Annotated in this window: 22 protein-coding genes; 7 read left to right on the top strand and 15 right to left on the bottom strand. The window is 49.5% G+C overall.

Features of this window, described 5'->3' with window-relative positions:
• Positions 1-204 (top strand): YceK/YidQ family lipoprotein, encoded by a 204-nt coding sequence (locus SK35_RS15540; protein ID WP_003036125.1) that lies wholly within the window; start codon positions 1-3, stop codon positions 202-204.
• Here the strand turns inward: SK35_RS15540 and SK35_RS15535 are convergent, their stop codons facing one another.
• Positions 205-582 carry a MysB family protein gene (locus SK35_RS15535; protein ID WP_003036128.1) on the bottom strand — a complete coding sequence of 126 codons (378 nt, stop codon included), beginning with the start codon at positions 580-582 and terminating at the stop codon, positions 205-207.
• 691 nt (positions 583-1,273) lie between these two features.
• Here SK35_RS15535 and SK35_RS15530 point away from each other — a divergent pair.
• Positions 1,274-2,605 carry a sensor domain-containing diguanylate cyclase gene (locus SK35_RS15530; RefSeq protein ID WP_048216333.1) on the top strand — a complete coding sequence of 444 codons (1,332 nt, stop codon included), beginning with the start codon at positions 1,274-1,276 and terminating at the stop codon, positions 2,603-2,605.
• A gap of 64 nt (positions 2,606-2,669) precedes the next feature.
• Here SK35_RS15530 and mdtG read toward each other — a convergent pair whose 3' ends face one another.
• Both mdtG and SK35_RS15520 read right to left on the bottom strand, forming a co-directional pair.
• Entirely contained in the window at positions 2,670-3,890 is a 1,221-nt protein-coding gene (mdtG, locus tag SK35_RS15525) for a multidrug efflux MFS transporter MdtG (protein ID WP_048214478.1), read from the bottom strand.
• 155 nt (positions 3,891-4,045) lie between these two features.
• Complete coding sequence (locus tag SK35_RS15520) at positions 4,046-4,966, bottom strand: Kdo(2)-lipid IV(A) acyltransferase (protein ID WP_048214477.1); 921 nt, start codon at positions 4,964-4,966, stop codon at positions 4,046-4,048.
• Between the two features lie 220 nt (positions 4,967-5,186).
• Between SK35_RS15520 and trhO the strand changes: the two genes are divergently transcribed.
• Positions 5,187-6,239, top strand: a complete 1,053-nt coding sequence (gene trhO, locus SK35_RS15515) for an oxygen-dependent tRNA uridine(34) hydroxylase TrhO (RefSeq protein ID WP_048214476.1) — start codon at positions 5,187-5,189, stop codon at positions 6,237-6,239.
• Positions 6,240-6,284: 45 nt separating this feature from the next.
• On the opposite strand, the gene SK35_RS15510 is transcribed toward trhO, so the two are convergent.
• The 9 genes from SK35_RS15510 to mdtH form a co-directional block, all read right to left on the bottom strand.
• Positions 6,285-6,860 carry a YceI family protein gene (locus SK35_RS15510; RefSeq protein WP_048214475.1) on the bottom strand — a complete coding sequence of 192 codons (576 nt, stop codon included), beginning with the start codon at positions 6,858-6,860 and terminating at the stop codon, positions 6,285-6,287.
• Between the two features lies 1 nt (position 6,861).
• Positions 6,862-7,428: a cytochrome b gene (locus tag SK35_RS15505; RefSeq protein ID WP_048214474.1), complete on the bottom strand. Its 567-nt coding sequence runs from the start codon at positions 7,426-7,428 to the stop codon at positions 6,862-6,864.
• Between the two features lie 261 nt (positions 7,429-7,689).
• Positions 7,690-7,803, bottom strand: coding sequence for a YceO family protein (locus tag SK35_RS15500; protein WP_003036148.1), 114 nt, complete (start codon positions 7,801-7,803; stop codon positions 7,690-7,692).
• 55 nt (positions 7,804-7,858) lie between these two features.
• A complete protein-coding gene (gene solA, locus SK35_RS15495; RefSeq protein WP_048214473.1) occupies positions 7,859-8,974 on the bottom strand; it encodes an N-methyl-L-tryptophan oxidase in 1,116 nt (371 codons plus the stop codon).
• Between the two features lie 113 nt (positions 8,975-9,087).
• The gene (gene bssS / locus SK35_RS15490; RefSeq protein ID WP_003036154.1) at positions 9,088-9,342 is read right to left on the bottom strand and encodes a biofilm formation regulator BssS; all 255 of its coding nucleotides are present in this window, start codon (positions 9,340-9,342) and stop codon (positions 9,088-9,090) included.
• A gap of 340 nt (positions 9,343-9,682) precedes the next feature.
• Entirely contained in the window at positions 9,683-9,928 is a 246-nt protein-coding gene (gene dinI / locus SK35_RS15485) for a DNA damage-inducible protein I (protein ID WP_003036157.1), read from the bottom strand.
• Between the two features lie 65 nt (positions 9,929-9,993).
• Positions 9,994-11,040, bottom strand: a complete 1,047-nt coding sequence (gene pyrC / locus SK35_RS15480; protein WP_048214472.1) for a dihydroorotase — start codon at positions 11,038-11,040, stop codon at positions 9,994-9,996.
• A 104-nt stretch (positions 11,041-11,144) separates the two neighbouring features.
• Entirely contained in the window at positions 11,145-11,705 is a 561-nt protein-coding gene (locus SK35_RS15475) for a lipoprotein (RefSeq protein ID WP_020996498.1), read from the bottom strand.
• Between the two features lie 114 nt (positions 11,706-11,819).
• The gene (mdtH, locus tag SK35_RS15470) at positions 11,820-13,028 is read right to left on the bottom strand and encodes a multidrug efflux MFS transporter MdtH (protein WP_048214471.1); all 1,209 of its coding nucleotides are present in this window, start codon (positions 13,026-13,028) and stop codon (positions 11,820-11,822) included.
• A 262-nt stretch (positions 13,029-13,290) separates the two neighbouring features.
• Here mdtH and rimJ point away from each other — a divergent pair, with 262 nt between their 5' ends.
• The 4 genes from rimJ (at position 13,291) to murJ (ending at position 17,240) form a co-directional block, all read left to right on the top strand.
• On the top strand, positions 13,291-13,875 hold the full coding sequence (gene rimJ / locus SK35_RS15465) for a ribosomal protein S5-alanine N-acetyltransferase (RefSeq protein ID WP_003832145.1): 585 nt from the start codon (positions 13,291-13,293) through the stop codon (positions 13,873-13,875).
• Between the two features lie 34 nt (positions 13,876-13,909).
• Entirely contained in the window at positions 13,910-14,557 is a 648-nt protein-coding gene (locus SK35_RS15460; protein ID WP_020996497.1) for a YceH family protein, read from the top strand.
• Position 14,558: 1 nt separating this feature from the next.
• The gene (locus SK35_RS15455; protein WP_032942955.1) at positions 14,559-15,482 is read left to right on the top strand and encodes a Gfo/Idh/MocA family protein; all 924 of its coding nucleotides are present in this window, start codon (positions 14,559-14,561) and stop codon (positions 15,480-15,482) included.
• Between the two features lie 222 nt (positions 15,483-15,704).
• Positions 15,705-17,240: a murein biosynthesis integral membrane protein MurJ gene (gene murJ, locus SK35_RS15450; RefSeq protein WP_003832150.1), complete on the top strand. Its 1,536-nt coding sequence runs from the start codon at positions 15,705-15,707 to the stop codon at positions 17,238-17,240.
• A gap of 85 nt (positions 17,241-17,325) precedes the next feature.
• On the opposite strand, the gene flgN is transcribed toward murJ, so the two are convergent.
• From flgN to flgA, 3 genes are all read right to left on the bottom strand, one after another.
• Positions 17,326-17,748 carry a flagella biosynthesis chaperone FlgN gene (gene flgN / locus SK35_RS15445; protein WP_048214470.1) on the bottom strand — a complete coding sequence of 141 codons (423 nt, stop codon included), beginning with the start codon at positions 17,746-17,748 and terminating at the stop codon, positions 17,326-17,328.
• Positions 17,749-17,751: 3 nt separating this feature from the next.
• Complete coding sequence (gene flgM / locus SK35_RS15440; RefSeq protein WP_048214469.1) at positions 17,752-18,045, bottom strand: flagellar biosynthesis anti-sigma factor FlgM; 294 nt, start codon at positions 18,043-18,045, stop codon at positions 17,752-17,754.
• Positions 18,046-18,138: 93 nt separating this feature from the next.
• Complete coding sequence (flgA, locus tag SK35_RS15435; protein ID WP_008784358.1) at positions 18,139-18,798, bottom strand: flagellar basal body P-ring formation chaperone FlgA; 660 nt, start codon at positions 18,796-18,798, stop codon at positions 18,139-18,141.
• Positions 18,799-18,806: the final 8 nt, after the last annotated feature.

Here is an 18,806-nt window from a genome sequence, read left to right as displayed (position 1 = left end):
ATGATCTTCTTCCTGAGCGGATGCGGCAGCATTATTAGTCGTACCATCCCAGGGCAAGGACACGGAAACCAATACTATCCTGGCGTGCAATGGGATGTTAGGGACTCCGCATGGCGCTACGTCACTATCCTCGATCTGCCATTTTCGCTGGTGTTTGATACGTTGCTGCTGCCGCTCGACATACATCATGGACCTTACGAGTAATTATCGCTCGTCCCATTCATCGGCTGCGGTCTGCCCCTCTTCAGTATCAAGGGGAGGTTCCAACTGGAATTCACCTTCATCCCATTCGTGAAGCGTATTTTCTTCCTGCCACTCCTGGCGGATTTCAATTTCATCATAGTCGCCATCAAAAACGCTCTGGGCCGCTTCTCCGCTCAGGATTGGAAGACATTCACCATCTACATCATCCTCGTCAGCAAAGAATTCCGCCTGCCACATAATGTCGCCATCCTGTAGCACGTATTTTTGGATGCTTAGCTGTTGAACGCTGGCGTCGTCTGACTCAAGGTCAGGGTTATCAGCCAGAAACACTTCACGAGCTGCATCAATAGCCTCTTCCAACGTGGCATAAAAATTCATGTCATTCTTTGCCATATTTCTTCTCCTAAGGCGAACAATAAAGGGGGATAGATTCAATCTATAGACGGCGATCCGCAGAGCGTCAAACCCGTTAGCTGCATGGCTCACTCAATCAGATGATGACTGCCTGCAATGCCTACGAGACTGGGGAAAGTAACTTCGGTTGTGTATGAAAAATTTACATTGGCAGATACTGAAGCCGACGTAATATCAGGAAAAAAATTCAAGAAAAAATAGTAATGTATGTGGTTCTCAATGTAGTAATGAAAATCGAAAAATTAAAAGATGACGATATATAAGGAAATCTTCAGTGTTAAACGTTATTTTTTATATATTTTAGAGGGGGAATCCGATCGCTTATGACGTAATATTTCATAACTTAATAAAAATAAAGAAGAAAATTAATGCCCAATACGGAAGTGTTGCAGGGGTAATCAATGAAAGTGGCTAAACTTAGTGGTGTCTCTGGTAGTGATAAAGTATCTTTTGTGTATGGGGGCTGTGAATGGTGTGAATGATACTTAAAAAGTATACATAATTAAATATTATTAATGACAAAGGTTATAAATCTATAAGAAACCATTAAATAAGAAATGAATTAGTGTCATTGAATCTGTGCAGATATAATAGTTTGCAAAATCTTATGCTTTATTATATAAAATGCAAAATTAAGAAAGCCCTTAAGGTTGTTATGGATAACGGCAATTCAAATAATAGAAGGTTAATGGCTTTCTATATAATCTGTTTGGCTAGCTATGTTCTTGGTGGAGTGTGTCTTACACAATTTAAATCAACGATACAAAGTGTCCCGCAAACAGTATATCTGATTATAATTGTAGGGTTGTTCTTTTTATATGGGATAATTTTCCTGTTTATGTTATTCCAGTATCTTTGTAGAAAAGATCTCACCTGCCTTATGATATTAGGTATGGCGTTTCTTGGGAATAACATATTTTTCATCGAGACTATCTACATCGTTCAGGACTTGATTAATGATTATGCCTCAATCGAAAAAAGAACTAACGATATAGCCATATTCTATTACTTTCGGCAGATTAGTTTCATTGCTCTGCTATTTGTTTCATTAAAATCTTATAAAGTATCCTCGACAGTTATTGAAACCAAAGAAAGAGAACCTTGCTATATCGTTCTGTCTTTTTTAATCATGCTTGTTATCGCGGTGGTGGCGCACGCTCTGGCAAGTTACAACCCTAATTTTACACTCGAGATCACAAGCCTGAAGCCTGATAATGTCACCGTGCACTGGCATATTGGGTACATTTATTCGCTTATTGTATCCTGGGGACTGGTCCTGTTGTATTTAATCATTAAAACCAGAACGCATAACATCTTGTGGAAAAGTATAGGGCTACTGTGTTGCTCAGCAATATTGACCAATGTACTACTTCTGAGCCTGGATGAATATAGCATGTATATTTGGTATGTAAGCCGGGGGATTGAGGTGATAAGTGCCCTGTGTATAATCTCAATACTGATGTACAACACCTTCATCATCTTAAAAAAAGAAACGGATTCAGCTATTAAAGACGCAATGACTAAAATATATAATCGTAAACTATTCTATAAGTCATTAAAATCATCATTAGCAAAAGGCACAGTATGTGTAATGGTTCTGGATATTGATAAATTCAAACGGATTAATGATACTTACGGTCATCAGGAAGGTGACAGAGTGATAATCAGCATTGTCGATATTGTCAATAAATCAATCAGAGATACGGATATTTTTGCCAGAGTAGGCGGTGAAGAATTTGCGATCCTTCTTAAGTGTAACGATAAAGATGAGGCAATTGTTGTTGCAGAGCGAATTAGGCGAAATGTAGAGAATGGTACGACAATACCAAATTCATATGAGTTAAAAGAAAAAATGACGATAAGTATCGGTGTATATTGCAGCAAAATTGATGATGAATCAGCGGATAAAGTTGTTTCATACGCCGATGCCGCATTGTATGAAGCCAAAAATTCTGGCAGAAATAAGGTGTGTTACTATTATCATTAAGGTTGAAATATACGCCGTGTAAGATAAGTTTATTATTCCGAACCGGCGAATACAAATACACAAATCATCCCACGACCTCTGTACTCCGACGACGGCGCAGGCTATTCCACGAGTACAGGGCGTTAAACAGTACGACGCCCGCGGTCACACAGAAAACGGCACGAAAACCGTAGTTGGCGGATATCGCTGCCCCCATTAGAGGTCCTGTTACGTTACCGATATCGCGAAATGACTGGTTATAACTGAAAATACGTCCAGCTATTTGATTGGTCGAGTTGTAAACCAGCAGCGTTTGTACCGCCGGGAGCAGAGCGCCGTCGGCCGCACCCAATAAAAAGCGCAGAACACCAAGCTGCCAGGGCGTATGTACAAATGACATTGGAATAAGCAGTAACACAGAAACGATCAGCGCGACGATCAGGATCTTCTCCGGGCCAATTCGATCGCCTAATTTGCCAAGTTTCGGGGCGCTGATTAATGCCGCAACGCCGGGGACAGAGGCTATCATCCCACTGATAAATGCAATATTGCTGACGTTGCCAGCCAACTCTCGAACGTACAGGGTCAGTATTGGTGCGATAGAACCGGTGGCTACCTGAATGATCAAAGTTGTGATAAACAGGCTCAGCACCAGTTTGGGGTTCTTTAAAGAGGCCACGACTTCACGAATGTGCAGCATCTCTTTCTTGCTCACTGGCTGGAAACGCTCGCGGATAAAAAATAGCGTCAGGATGAAGCAGACCAGCAGCACGCTGGCGGTGATGAAAAATACAGGGCGTAATCCGTACTGATCCGCGAGGAGGCCGCCAGTTAGCGGCCCGAGCAGTGCGCCACTTACGCCACCGGTTGAAAGCGTTCCCAGTGCCCAGCCGCTTTTATTGCGTGGAACCTGGGTGGCGATCAGTGCATTCGCATTGGGGATGAATCCACCAAGCAGCCCTAACAAGGCGCGCAGGATTAAGAACTGCCAGATATTTTGCGCCAGTCCCATCAGCAGCATCACAATTGCCATGCCCAACGCGGAACGCAGCAGCATGATTTTTCGTCCTTTGCGATCGGCAAGGCCACCCCAGAAAGGAGAGGCAATGGCTGAAAAGAGAAAGGTGATGCTGAAGACCAGGCCTGACCACATATTCAGGGCGCTATGACCCGTGACGCCGAGACTCTCGACGTAAAGAGGCAAAAAGGGCATGACCAGGCTAAATGCTGCTCCGGTTAAAAAACAACCTAACCAGGCAACGGTGAGGTTGCGTTTCCAGTTTATGGGGGCATCTGAGGGTGACATAGCGATCCGCAGTGTGATGCGCTGTTTGCGCTATCGATTGAATATAAGTAAGCAGGCTAATTATGCGCCTGGTTGATAGTTGCTGCAATGCGGATAGCAGTTAAACCTAAAACGGGTAGGGAGCGGGTTGCAGCCCGCTGGGCTGCAACTCTGCGTCAGTACAGAGAAGGGGAGCCTTCAGGACGCGTCTTGAAGCGACGATGCAACCACATATACTGCTCTGGCGCCATCATGATGCATTGCTCAACAATTTTGTTCATCCACGCGGCAGTGGTTTCTGCGTCGTCCAACGGTGGTGAACATTCTGGAGGCAACATAATCAATTGATACCCTTTACCGTCAGGTTTGCGGCGGGGAACAAACGGTACCAGGCAGGCATTGGACATGCGCGAAAGCATCCAGGTCCCTGAGGTTGTTGCGGCTTGTTTAACTGCAAAAAGTGGTACAAACACGCTGGCGCGAGGACCGTAGTCATGATCCGGCGCGTACCAGACCACTTCGCCTTTTTTCAACGCTTTAATCATTCCTTTCAAGTCCTTACGATCAAGCATTGATTTATTCGAGCGCATGCGGCCCCAGGTTTGTAGCCAGTCCAGCAGCGGATTGTCGTTAGGGCGATACACACCAATACCCGGCTCCTGCAAGCCAAACTGGCGCGCACCCAGTTCCAGAGTCAGAAAGTGCAGACCCACTAACAGAATCCCGCGTTTTTGCGCCTGAACGTCACGGATATGTTCCATTCCGATCACTTCCGTCCAGCGCGAAATACGCTTATCGGACCAAAACCAGGCCATCCCGGTTTCCATTACGCCCATGCCTACGGATTCGAAGTTCTTGACGACCATCTGCTGGCGTTCCTGCTCACTCATCTGCGGGAAGCACAGTTCCAGATTTCGGGAAACAATTTTTGCCCGACGTTTCATCAAACGTAGCGCCAGTCGACCTAACGCACAGCCCAACTTAAAGAGGATGGGGTACGGTAACTGCACGATTAACCAAAGGATGCCAATACCCAGCCAGGTTAACCAATAACGTGGATGCAGTAACGCAGCCGAAAACTTGGGTAAATTCGTCATGTCTATCCTGTCTTCAAACGACCAATTCCCTGTATTGTCGCATTTTTTCGCGCGTATCAAAAATTTGTGACGGGAGAACGGTGATTAATTCCGCAATTGTTGTTGCGATTTTATCGTGAAGTATGAAATGTAGCGTAAAATGTGTGGATGTAAATTGGCGATGTTTGCTTTATTATGCCGCCGATTTTCATTTATTCCTTATTTGCAGGATACGTACACCATGCCAGTGTTACACAACCGCATTTCGAACGACGCCCTCAAAGCCAAAATGCTGGCCGAGACCGAGCCGCGCACGACGATCTCATTCTATAAATATTTCACCATTGCCAATCCTCAGCACACGCGTGATGCGCTGTACCAGATGTTCACCGCATTGAACGTCTTTGGGCGAGTATATCTTGCCCATGAAGGAATTAACGCGCAAATCAGCGTACCGCAAAGCAACGTCGAGGCATTTCGCCAGCAGCTCTATGCGTTTGATGCTGCATTGAAGGATTTACGTCTGAATATAGCGCTGGATGATGACGGTAAATCGTTCTGGGTACTGCGTATGAAAGTCCGCGAACGTATCGTGGCGGATGGTATTGACGATCCAGACTTTGACGCCAGCAACGTGGGTGACTACCTGAAGGCGGCTGAAGTGAACGCCATGTTGGACGATCCTGACGCGGTATTCATTGATATGCGCAACCACTATGAATATGAGGTGGGTCATTTCGAGAATGCGCTGGAGATACCGGCAGACACGTTCCGCGACCAGTTGCCGAAAGCGGTTGAAATGATGCAGGCGCATAAAGATAAAAAAATCGTGATGTACTGCACGGGTGGGATCCGCTGTGAGAAAGCCAGCGCCTGGATGAAACACAATGGATTTAGCAAAGTCTGGCACATTGAGGGCGGTATTATTGAATATGCCCGCAAGGCGCGTGAACAGGGGCTTCCGGTACGTTTTGTCGGTAAAAACTTTGTCTTTGATGAGCGTATGGGCGAAAGGATCTCTGAAGATGTTATCGCACATTGCCATCAGTGCGGCACGGCGTGCGATAGCCATACTAATTGCAAAAATGATGGCTGCCATCTGTTGTTTATTCAGTGCCCGGCTTGTGCGCAGAAATATAAAGGCTGCTGTAGCGAGCTGTGTAGCGAAGAGAGTGAGTTGCCGGAAGAGGAACAACGGCGTCGTCGTGCGGGGCGTGAAAATGGCAATAAAATCTTCAATAAATCACGCGGTCAACTGAATACCAAACTGGGTATTCCAGACCCTGCGCAATAACATGATGCCGGATGAGGGGCAGAACCTCATCCGGTAATTCATGCGTTACTTCTGCTGAACACCTTCCACTGAGATGATCAAATCGACTTCCTGCGATGCAGGGCCGAGATCGGTGGTGATGTTGAAATCCTTAAGCTTAATCTTACCTTGTGCTTCAAAACCAGCGCGCGTACCGCCCCAGGGATCACCACCCAGACCGATGAGCTTCGCGTCAAGCGTAACCGGTTTGGTAACGCCGTTCAGGGTCAAATTACCGGTGATATCCAGGTCATTCCCCTCTTTTTTCACGCTGGTGGAGCTGAAGGTCGCCTGCGGGAATTTTGCCACGTTAAGGAAATCTGCACTGCGCAGATGCTTGTCGCGTTCGGCGTGATTAGTGTCAACGCTGTTGGTGTTGATGGTTACGTTAACCTTATCGGCTGCGGGATTTTTCTCATCAAAGGTAAACGTACCGTCGAAATCTTTGAAAGTGCCGTACAGCCAGCTGTAACCCAGATGCTGAATACGGAAATTAACAAAGGCATGCTGTCCTTCCTTGTCAATTTTGTAATCTGCCGCCACGGCCGACCCGGTGGTGAATAACAGAGAAGCGAGTGTAAGTCCCAGCAGGTTTTTTTTCATTTTAAGCTCCATAGTCAGATGACGATTTTCCCAACATGCGATTGAGGGTATCGTCGTTATCAATAAAGTGATGTTTCAGGGCCATCAGTCCGTGTAGTAGGGATAAAATCACCACGGTCCACGCAAGCCACAGGTGCAAGCTACCGGCGAGGTCGGCCTGGGTACCCGCATTGGCCAGGGTGGCAGGAATGTCAAACCAGCCAAAGACGCTTATCGCTTTGCCATCTGCGGTGGAAATCAGATATCCACTGATGACAATCGAAAAGAGCAGCAAATAAAGTGCGAGGTGACCCAGTGCCGCTGCGATACGGGTCAAACGGGAGTAGCTTGCCAACGCAGCAGGCGGAGGGGAGAACAACCGCCAGACAACGCGGATAACCAGTCCCATCATGAGTAGGATGCCGATGCTTTTATGCAGTTCGGGGGCCTGGTGATACCAGCCGTCGTAATAGCTGAGCGTGACCATCCATAACCCCAACGCAAACATGCCATATACAGCAATCGCAATCAGCCAATGTAATGTGGCTGACACTACGCCATAGCGCTGTGGAGTATTATTGAATTGCATAAGCACACCGATTGATATTTCAGAAGTGAATGAAAATGGCGTGTAAAAGACATTAATGCAACTAATAAATAACAATAGTGATGATATTTATTTTTTGTTCAATAAAGTTGACTGATTGTTGAGGTAATCATCAAGGGATTAGTGCGAAAATATGTGGCGGAGCTTAGTCTATGGGATGTTATGGTTTTTGTTATTGTTCAGTTTATTGCAATGAAATTAAGCTAATCTCAATTTTTGTCAATTATTGTCAGCGTGCAGGAATCAGAAAAACATAATATATATTACATCCATAATGGCCAGCAGTGACCATAAAATAATGTAGAGCATAAGATGCTCGCGAATATTATTAACCAGATAGTGAAAGATACGGCGCATTGACGTTATTCCTGTCATTAAAAATGGCCTCACCAACGAGGCCATTCATTTATTATCACTTAAAACGGCTTAGCCTGAAGGGGGGCAGGTCAAAGTCAGACGGTTTGTCCTGAGCGAAGTCTGCCGCAATCTCTCCCAGTACAGAGGCAAACTTAAAGCCATGTCCGCTCAGTCCGGTAATGATCAGCGTGTTGTCATGTTCCGGCAGAGTATCAATTATAAAGTCTTCATCTGGTGAATTATCGTAAGTGCAGGATGCGCCGTGCAGGCAACAGCCAACGCCAGGCAGAATTGTGCGCAGGAATGGGAAGGCTTCAGAACCGTCGCTGGCTACAGCGGCAAATGGCTTACGCTCTTCTGCAGAATGGATTACCTGTCCGCCATTGTGCTTACCAATTTTCAGCTCGTCGTTTTCAGCCGGGAAACCGTAGTATTGATCGCCATTTGGCAGCTCGCCGGTGAAAGCCGGGAAGTTATTCTTAACGCTGTAGCGCCCATCGGCCTGATACCAGGCGAACACTTTGCGCACCGGTTGTATCGGTAGTTCAGGGACTAAAGCCTGCACCCAGGTACCGGCGCTGATCACTGCTTTTTTCGCATGGTAGTCACCGTCAGCCGTTTCTACCGTGATGCCATCATCACCGTGATGAATTGCGCTGACCGGGCATTTAAACAGTTGCGCACAGCCTGCTTCTTCCGCCAGACGGATCCAGGTTTTAATTGCTAACTCACTGCGTAAAAAACCGGACTCCGCTTCAAACAGACCGATATAGTTGTCAGGAACGCGAATTTCCGGCCAGCGAGCCATGATGGCCGCTGCATCTAATTGTTCAACGTTAAGTTGCCACTGTTTTGCGCTTTGCGCTGCAGTTGCTATGAAGGTTGACTTTGCCGGACCGAGGTTGATAACTCCGGAGCGAACAAAAATCGGTTCTTCATTATGGGTGGACAGTTCATCCCACAATGTTTGCGCACGTAGCACCAGCGGAACGTATTTTTCGCCTTCGCCATAAGCATGACGAATTAATCGAGTATCGCCGTGGTGGCTGCCCTGTTGATGTGGTGGCATATGCGCATCGATCATCAGAACCTTCAGACCGGCACGAGTGGCATAGTATCCAGCTGCGGCGCCTACCGAACCGCTGCCAATAATGATTAAGTCGTATTTCATCCGCTTCTCTCTGCAATCGCGATAGTAGAAGGGTAAATAACTGACCTGGAATATTCAACCTGGAAATAAGAAAGGCACCGCTAAGGTGCCTTTGATGGTTGGATGTATCAGGTTTAATGTCGCTGATACTCATTTACCTGGTAATCGCCAGATTCAATTTTGGCGATTCCTGCTTCTAATATCGAAATAAATTGCCTGGCAACATCAGTGGTTAACCAGAGCGTTTGACCAACTTCAGTCCCATCCGGGTCAGGGCGGTTCGGGGTTTGGTAGTGCAAACGCAGCATCAGCGCATCGTAGCTATCAACAGTGCTGATGTCCCACCCTACAAGCGGATGAGTCTGAATGACTTCATTATTCTTTTCCATCATGCCCCCTAATTCGTGTTACTAGACAACGGTTTTCGAGGTTCAATGCGTTTTTTTCTGAAGCAACTTCAGTATATCAATAAATAAGGGTATTCATTGAAAATTTAAAGAGGGAAGGGCATAAAATTTTTGTTTTCAGCGTTATCTGACTAAGAAACCGACATGTTATTCATTTTTTTTTAGTATGTTGCACAATTATTTTGTTGTTTTGGTTAAAAGATAATCGGTGGGTTAATATTAAATTAAATGCTCGTCAGAAGAAATACGCGATTGATTACAAGATAGCGTGTATAAAAAAGCCGGGGCGACCCGGCAAACAAACATCACTGCATATCGTTATTTATTCGTTGATGAACCAGTCATCCGCGCTTTCCCAGGTTTCCTGTAGGATCTCGCTGATGCGTTCTTTGTCCTCTTTGGTCGCGCCAATAACCGACAGATTGTTTGCGCCGGCATAACGGACGGTAACGTTACCTTCGTTATCCGGAAAATGGTGCTGAATACGGCGGGAGAGTTCACCTGCCAGTGCGTCAATTGCACCGGCAGGTAAAGGTGAAGTTTTGGCAATAGTGACTTCAATACGCATAGTAGCCCCCTGTTGAATATACTGTTTATTTATACAGTTATTCGAATCAGTTGGCTACACTTTTTTTAGCTTTTTACTGACCAGCGTACCGTTTCGCCACCCAGGAAAGGCACCAGCGTATCGTCTTCCAACGCTATGCTCTCAGGAACAAGGTGCTCCATGCGTTCCAGCTCAATAAAGGTCTCATTTACCGGCAAACCATAGAACTGTGGGCCGTTGAGTGAGCAGAAGGCTTCGAAATGGTCCCGCGCATTCATCTCTTCAAACACGGTGGCATAGCTGCCTAGTGCGGTCGGTGCATTAAAGCATCCAGCACAGCCACAGCTTGACTCTTTGCGATGACGTGCGTGCGGCGCTGAGTCGGTACCGAGGAAGGCGCGCGTAAACCCGCTGGCAACCAGTTCACGCAGCGCCTGTTGGTGGACGTTACGTTTGAGGATCGGCAGGCAGTACAGGTGAGGACGAATCCCGCCAACCAGCATGTGGTTGCGGTTAAACATCAGGTGCTGTGGCGTAATAGTCGCTGCCAGAAGCTCGTTACCGTCGCGCACGTATTCGGCAGCATCTTTGGTTGTGATATGCTCGAACACTACTTTCAGCGAGGTCAAACGCTGGCGCAGCGGTTCCATCACCGTTTCAATAAAGCGCGCTTCGCGATCGAAAATATCGATATCTGCATGCGTCACTTCGCCGTGCACCAGCAGCGGCATACCCAATTTTTCCATCCTCTCCAGCACCGGCATGATGGCGTCAATAGAGGTTACGCCATGCGTCGAGTTGGTGGTGGCATTGGCCGGATAGAGTTTTGCTGCGGTGAATACGCCTTCGTTAAATCCACGTTCCAGCTCGTTGGGATCCAGCGTATCCGTTAAGTAGCAGGTCATTAATGGTGTGAAGTCGTGTCCGGCAGGTACCGCGTCAAGAATGCGCTGGCGATAAGCAATAGCCGCGTCAACCGTGGTGACGGGCGGTGCCAGGTTCGGCATGACAATGGCGCGACCATAAATTTCACTGGTGTAGGGCACGACAGTTTTTAACATGTCGCCATCGCGAAAGTGAAGATGCCAGTCGTCTGGGCGGCGGATCTTTAAAACCTGGGATGGTGCAGTCATCAATATGCTCCGGCTGAGGATAGTCTTTTTGCCGGAAACAAAGGATAAGCGGAAACGTTTTCGTTTGCACGAAAAAAAAGGGCGCATCGGCGCCCTCAGTTTTATTAGTCGGTGAACGGGATGATGATTTCCCCCGGTTTCACCTCAATTCCCTTCGCCAGTTTTTTCGCCAGAGCTTCACCCTGGCTACTGTCATCCTGCAGAATGTAGGCTGGCTGCTGGTTGAAATAGTTACGCAGCGACTGGTTTAAATAAGGCATCAGCGTTTGCAGTACCGACTGCATTTTTTCTGGTGTCACGGTCGCATCCACGACTTCCATCTCTTGCAGATAAATTGCGCCTTTCTCTTTGTTAAATACCGGTAAGGCTTTTAACTTCAGCTTCATGGTCGCTTTCTGGCTGCCAAACAGGGAATTCATGTCCAGGTTGGCGTCACCGGTCAGGGTCACTTTATTGGGTTCTTCACGGCCAATCTGACTGGCGAGATTATTTAGTACGATGTGTGCTTCAGCAACGCCGGGCAAGCCGATATCTTTAGAAAAGTTATTATGCTTTGCCAGGGCCTGATTAATTTCTTGCTCGCTAACCGTGTATTGCGTGAGTTGATTACAACCAACCAACAGGCCGCTGACAATCAGCGCAGCGGCAAAAAAAAACTTTTTCATGGGGTTCCTCAACATGATGCATGTGGCGTAATCGTGACACAAAGCATCATCGAGTACCAGCGCCCCGGGCGCCAGCAGAAAAAACTGAAAAGCGCCCGGAAGCAGGTTCGGCTATCAGGCGTCTGGCTCCAGCATGCCTCTCGTTGGGCGTTTGAGACTGAATTGCCAGCCCAGCGCCAGGAAGGTGATGAGGCCGATAATACCGAGCATCATCCAGGGCAACTCAGGCTGTGCCAGGGCCTTGCCCATGTCAAACAGCCAGCCGCCGCCGATATATCCAATTGCGCCACCGATAGCGAGCCCCAGTCGACTGAAGCCCATATAGCTTCCTCGGGCACGTGCATTCGCCAGTGAGGCGCTAAGGGTTTCACGCGCTGGTTCGGCGATGATCGAGCCAATATAGAACGTACAGATCAGGGTGAACAACTGCTGCAAATTCCCCACCAGACCGATCGGCATCATGCTCAGAGACATCACCAGCAGACCGGCCATCAGACGATGTTCAAGGCGAAAACGTTTTTCACTCCAGCGGGCAATTGGGTAGAGCAGCGTCAATGAGAGGCACGCCTCGATGGCATACATCCATTTCACAGCGGCCGGTGAACCTGCGATGTCGTTCACCATGATTGGCAGCATCAGCATCACCTGTACCGCCAGCATGTAATAGCCCGCCAGCGTCAGCACATAGGTGACAAAGCGCTTGTCATGCATCACGTGGCTCATCCCTTCGCGCACTGGAATTTTCACCGTCGACAGCTTCCATGCCGGGAGCAGCCAGGCGTTAAACGCCGCGCACAGAACGAACAAAATTGCGCCGGTGGCACAGACGAGACGAAAATCGTATTGCAATAACCAACTGCCAAGCAACGCGCCAACCACGGCCCCGGCGCTATCCTGCATCATCAGAATAGAGAAAAAGCGCCCGCGCTTTTCCGGGCGGATCAGTTTAACCACCAGCGCCGAGCGGGGTGGGTCGAATAGTGTACCGCCCAGTCCGGAGAGAAAGCAGGAAAACCACAGCAGCCACGGCTCATGGGCAATGCCCATGGTGGCGAACCCGGCAGCGCGCATCAGCATGCCGGTGACGATCATCGGTTTTGCACCGAAACGGTCCGCAATAGCACCGCCGAAAATACCCAACCCCTGCTGGATAAATTGACGTAATCCTAGTGCAATACCGACCATCACGGCGGCCCAGCCCATTTGGTCGACGAAACGAATTGAGATCAGCGGGAAAACGACGAAGAAACCCAGCACGATCAGCATATTATCGATGAGAAGGAAGTATTTACCCAGGTTCCTTGCCTGCGAGACTTGCGACATTTCCCCTCCAGGGAAAAACTCGTCACTCTGGATAGAGTTTAAAAGATAAGCACCTCCTATTCTGCGGTGTCGTCATCGCTTTTCCCACCCTTCGCGGGACAATATTTTTTTATCAAAAGTCCGTCTTGATAGAGAGTTTTCATCAAAATGTGTGAATAATTCAAAAAATGGCATTTTGCTCTTTTCACAGGGCGTATTCGCACAGGTATAGTAATGCGAATAGCGTATTGATGAAGACGTTACGGGAAGGAGTAGGTATAGAATGTTTGGCTATCGCAGTAACGTGCCAAAAGTGCGCTTAACCACCGACCGCCTGGTCGTGCGTTTAGTGCATGAGCGTGATGCCTGGCGTCTGGCAGATTATTACGCAGAAAATCGTCATTTCTTAAAACCCTGGGAACCTATTCGCGATGAAAGCCACTGCTATCCGTCCGGCTGGCAGGCGCGTCTGAGCATGATCTCTGAGTTTCATAAACAGGGCACCGCCTATTATTTTGCGCTGCTCGATCCGGACGAAAAAGAGATTATCGGCGTTGCGAACTTCTCAAACGTGGTGCGGGGATCCTTCCATGCCTGTTATCTCGGCTACTCCATTGCGCAGAAATGGCAGGGGCAGGGGCTAATGTATGAAGCCTTAACCTCGGCCATCCGTTATATGCAGCGCACGCAGCATATTCACCGCATTATGGCTAACTACATGCCACATAATAAGCGCAGCGGTGACCTGCTGGCGCGACTGGGTTTTGAAAAAGAAGGGTATGCCAAAGACTACCTGCTGATTGACGGGCAGTGGCGCGATCACGTGCTGACGGCGTTGACCACATCAGAATGGACCCCCGGCCGCTAAGTTTCAGATGCAGCCATGATTAATGGAGAAGACGATGAAATACGAATTAACCGCCACCGAAGCACGAGTGATTGGCTGTTTATTAGAAAAACAAGTGACCACGCCGGAACAGTACCCACTCTCCGTTAATGGAGTCGTAACAGCCTGCAATCAAAAAACGAATCGTGAACCGGTGATGAACCTGTCGGAATCGGACGTGCAGGAGCAGTTGGATAACCTGGTTAAGCGACATTTTCTGCGCACGGTGAGCGGTTTTGGCAATCGCGTCACGAAATATGAGCAGCGTTTCTGCAACTCTGAATTTGGCAATCTGAAGCTTAGTGCCGCAGAGGTGGCCATAATCACCACGCTGCTGCTGCGGGGCGCTCAGACGCCTGGTGAACTGCGTAGCCGCGCATCCCGTATGTACGAATTCAGCGATATGGCCGAAGTGGAGTCGACGCTGGAAAATCTGGCGAACCGGGAAGATGGGCCTTATGTGATCCGCCTGGCGCGTGAGCCGGGCAAACGTGAAAGTCGCTATATGCACCTGTTTTGTGGTGAGGTTGATGAAGCCATTGCCGCGGCAGATGAACCCCCTGTAGCCTCCGGTGATCTGCAGGCGCGCGTGGAAGCGCTGGAAACGGAAGTCGCAGAGCTTAAGCAGCGACTTGATTCCTTGCTGGCGCACCTGGGAGACTAACGTGAAAAAATTACGTATCGGCGTAGTCGGCCTGGGCGGTATTGCACAAAAGGCCTGGCTACCCGTGCTAGGCACCTCCGCGGACTGGACGCTGCAAGGCGCATTTTCACCTTCACGCGATAAAGCACAGCGTATCTGTGACACCTGGCGAATACCCTACGTGGATTCATTGAAGAATCTGGCGCAAACCTGCGACGCGGTTTTCGTCCATTCCAGTACCGCGACGCACTATGCGGTAGTTAGTGAATTGCTGAATGCCGGAGTTCACGTGTGTGTGGATAAACCGCTGGCGGAAAACCTGCACGAGGCTGAGCAACTGGTCGAGCTGGCCGCGCGGAAAAAACTCACGCTGATGGTCGGGTTTAACCGTCGATTTGCACCGCTGTACCAGGATCTCAAAACCCAGTTGGGCACCGCAGCGTCTGTACGTATGGATAAGCACCGTACGGATAGCGTTGGGCCGCACGATCTGCGCTTCACTCTGCTGGACGACTATCTGCACGTGGTCGATACCGCTTTGTGGCTGGCGGGAGGGCAGGCGCAGTTAAATAACGGCACGCTGCTGACCAATGAATCTGGTGCGATGCTCTACGCCGAGCATCATTTTTCTGTCGGTCAAATGCAGATAACGACCAGTATGCATCGCCGTGCCGGTAGCCAGCGCGAGAGCGTGCAGGCGGTGACGGACGGCGGCCTGATTGACGTAACTGATATGCGGGAATGGCGGGAAGAGCGTGGGCAAGGTGTTGTTCATAAGCCGATAGCGGGCTGGCAAACGACCTTAGAACAGCGTGGTTTTGCCGGATGTGCTCGTCATTTCATTGAGTGCGTGCAAAATCAGACGGTTCCCCAGACGGCAGGCGAGCAGGCGCTACTGGCCCAGCGTGTTGTTGAAAAGCTGTGGCGGGAGGCGATGGCTGAATAACCCCCTGTAACATCTGGCGGTAGTAATTCATTGTAATCCAGGTACTATATACCCACTCAAAATAACACCTCTTTTCAACCATAGGCTGGTTTGTCGGCCTGATAAGGTGCCAGGGTGTCGCCATCAGGCACAGCAAAAGTGTCGGATGGCGGCGAGAATGCCTTATCCGACCTACGGGCAGGTTTGTCGGGGTTTTGCCTCAGAGTCTGGAATACAACATAGATGAATTTATTAAAGTCGCTGGCAGCCGTCAGCTCGATGACGATGTTTTCACGTGTGCTGGGTTTTGCGCGTGATGCGATTGTCGCCAGAATCTTTGGTGCAGGGATGGCGACAGATGCCTTTTTTGTGGCATTCAAACTTCCTAACCTGTTGCGCCGAATTTTTGCCGAAGGCGCATTTTCGCAGGCATTTGTGCCGATTCTTGCTGAGTACAAAAGCAAGCAGGGGGAAGATGCTACCCGCGTGTTTGTTGCCTACGTTTCCGGACTGTTGACGCTGGCGCTGGCCGTGGTGACGGTAGCCGGGATGTTGGCTGCGCCATGGGTGATATTAGTCACCGCGCCGGGATTTGCCGACACAGCGGATAAATTTGCGCTGACCACTCAACTGCTGCGGATCACTTTTCCCTATATTCTACTGATTTCATTGGCCTCACTGGTTGGTGCGATCCTTAATACCTGGAACCGCTTTTCCATTCCTGCGTTTGCCCCGACCTTTCTGAATATCAGCATGATCGGCTTCGCGCTATTTGCGGCGCCCTATTTTAACCCGCCGGTGCTGGCTCTGGCGTGGGCCGTTACGGTTGGCGGCGTGCTACAGCTGATTTATCAGCTTCCGCACTTGAAGAAAATTGGCATGCTGGTACTGCCGCGCGTGAACTTCCGTGATGCAGGGGCGATGCGTGTCGTCAAGCAAATGGGGCCAGCGATCCTTGGGGTATCTGTCAGCCAGATTTCACTGATCATCAATACGATTTTCGCCTCGTTTCTGGCCTCTGGCTCAGTTTCATGGATGTATTATGCCGACCGTCTGATGGAGTTTCCGTCCGGTGTTCTGGGCGTGGCGCTGGGGACTATCCTGCTGCCATCGCTGTCCAAAAGCTTTTCCAGCGGTAATCATGATGAATATTGTCGTCTGATGGACTGGGGCCTGCGCTTGTGTTTCCTGTTGGCATTACCGAGTGCCGTAGCGTTGGGTATTCTGGCCAAACCGCTGACGGTGTCTCTGTTCCAGTACGGTAAATTTACCGCCTTTGATGCCGCGATGACCCAGCGTGCGCTGGTGGCGTACTCGGTAGGTTTGATTGGCTTGATCGTGGTGAAAGTGTTGGCTCCGGGCTTTTACTCGCGCCAGGATATTAAAACGCCAGTGAAGATTGCCATTGTGACGCTGATTATGACCCAGGTGATGAACCTTGCGTTTATCGGGCCGTTAAAGCATGCCGGATTGTCGCTGTCGATTGGTCTGGCGGCATGTCTGAACGCTTCACTGCTTTACTGGCAACTGCGGAAACAGAAAATCTTTACCCCACAACCGGGCTGGAGCTGGTTCCTGGCGCGTCTGGTGATTTCCGTGCTGGTGATGTCTGCGGTGCTGGTTGGGATGCTCTACATCATGCCGGATTGGTCGCAGGGAACGATGTTGTGGCGTCTGCTGCGTCTGATGGCGGTCGTGGTGGCAGGCATTGCCGCTTACTTCGCAGCACTCGCCGTACTGGGCTTTAAAGTAAAAGAGTTTGTGCGCCGGACGGCGTAATGGATCAATGCCGGATGGCGGCATAACGCCGTATCCGGCCTACAAAAGGCGTAGGCCTGATAAGCAAAATGTTATCAGGCTGACATCAAATAGAGAATTTTTTCCCGCTGCGGTGCGCAGCAGAGGTTTGACCGTTTGCGCCATACAACGCCGGTTCCTGGTGCGGTTTCAGCACTTGTATTGCTTGTTGATTACGCTCGATCTGCCCTTCCAGCAGCCAACCGTTGTGCTGGTTGAGGTCGCGTAAATGCTGTGTTTTCTTGGTGATAGTTTGCCAGCGTTCAGCAATCTCATCATTGGCGCTGCGCGTGGCGTCATGCTCCAGGCGGCGCTGCTGCTCAAGATAATCAAGGGTTGCCAGCAAGGAGCTTTTTTCTTCTGTAATACGCTGTAGCTGGCTGCCGTTGATATGCCCTGCGGAAAGCTGCTGCTGTTCAGCATCCATTACCGTTTTCAGGTCATTGAGGACGGTCGTCATCTGGTCAAGTATTTCTGACAAACGAGTCATACTTTATTTACTCTGTAGGTAGCTCTGCGCCTCGCGAATCAGCGAGTCGGCAATTTTTCCGGTATCCATTTTCAATTCACCGTTACGGATTGCGGTTTTCAGTGCTTCCACGCGTTCCATATTGATGTCATTGCTGCCGGGCTGCATCAGTTTGGCCTGGGCGTCGCTCAGCATGACGCTGGTGCTGGTGGTCGCGGTGGTTTTTTCTTTCAGCGCTTTTTGTACCGGCGCATCGCTGGTTTCACGCGGCTGAACGGTGCTTACTGGCTTCAATGGTGAGGTACGATCAATGCTCATTTTATTTTTCCTCATCGAGGGGTTACGCTATAGCGGCCCGCTGTAATCATTGGTTGTTTATCTATCGGCACACGCTAAAAAATCTTTAACCTATTATAGGTTAATAAGAATATTCCCATCAGAATCGACGACGCCGCTCACCACCTGGCCTGAAATCATCCGCACTCGCGCATTCTGTGCGACAGCGGCGTTGTTCAGCGCTTTACCTTCGGCATTGACCCGAAAGCCATCTCCGTTAGCAATTACCAGCACGCGCTGACCGGCCTTGATCCGCCATGCCTGGCGCAACATCGAAAGCTGTATCGGTTGGCCCGGCACCAGATCGCGCAGGCTCACTGCATCCTGCACCTGACTCATATCCAGCACCGCGCGCGGCGGTAGTTGGTCCAGTCGACCACGTTTCAGCGTTACGCTGGCTGGGGTCAAGGTGCTACCTCGCGCTACGGATGCAGCGGCAACAACGTAGTTTCCCGTCGCCTGCACGTTCACCTGCAGATAACGTTTTTCGTTGGCACAGCGGGCCAGCACATTCACATTGCCCCACAGTTTCGCGCTACCTGACACGCTTAATGCTGGTTGTTCGCAGTTGGGCAATAAGTTTGGTGACGTTCGGATAGTGACCACCACCTCATCGCTAAATCCGGCCAGGCGCTGGGAAAACCATGCCGTTAGCTGCGAATTCAGGTCTTGCGCCAGCGTCATAGGGCTGAACAGCAGTGCTGCCACGACTATTCCACGTTTAAACGTTTGCATCAAAACCT

The organism is Citrobacter sp. MGH105, from assembly GCF_001037485.2.
GTDB classification, from domain to species: domain Bacteria; phylum Pseudomonadota; class Gammaproteobacteria; order Enterobacterales; family Enterobacteriaceae; genus Citrobacter; species Citrobacter portucalensis.
The sequence above is the reverse complement of the archived record's forward strand: the minus strand, read 5'-3'. Positions and strand labels throughout refer to the sequence as shown.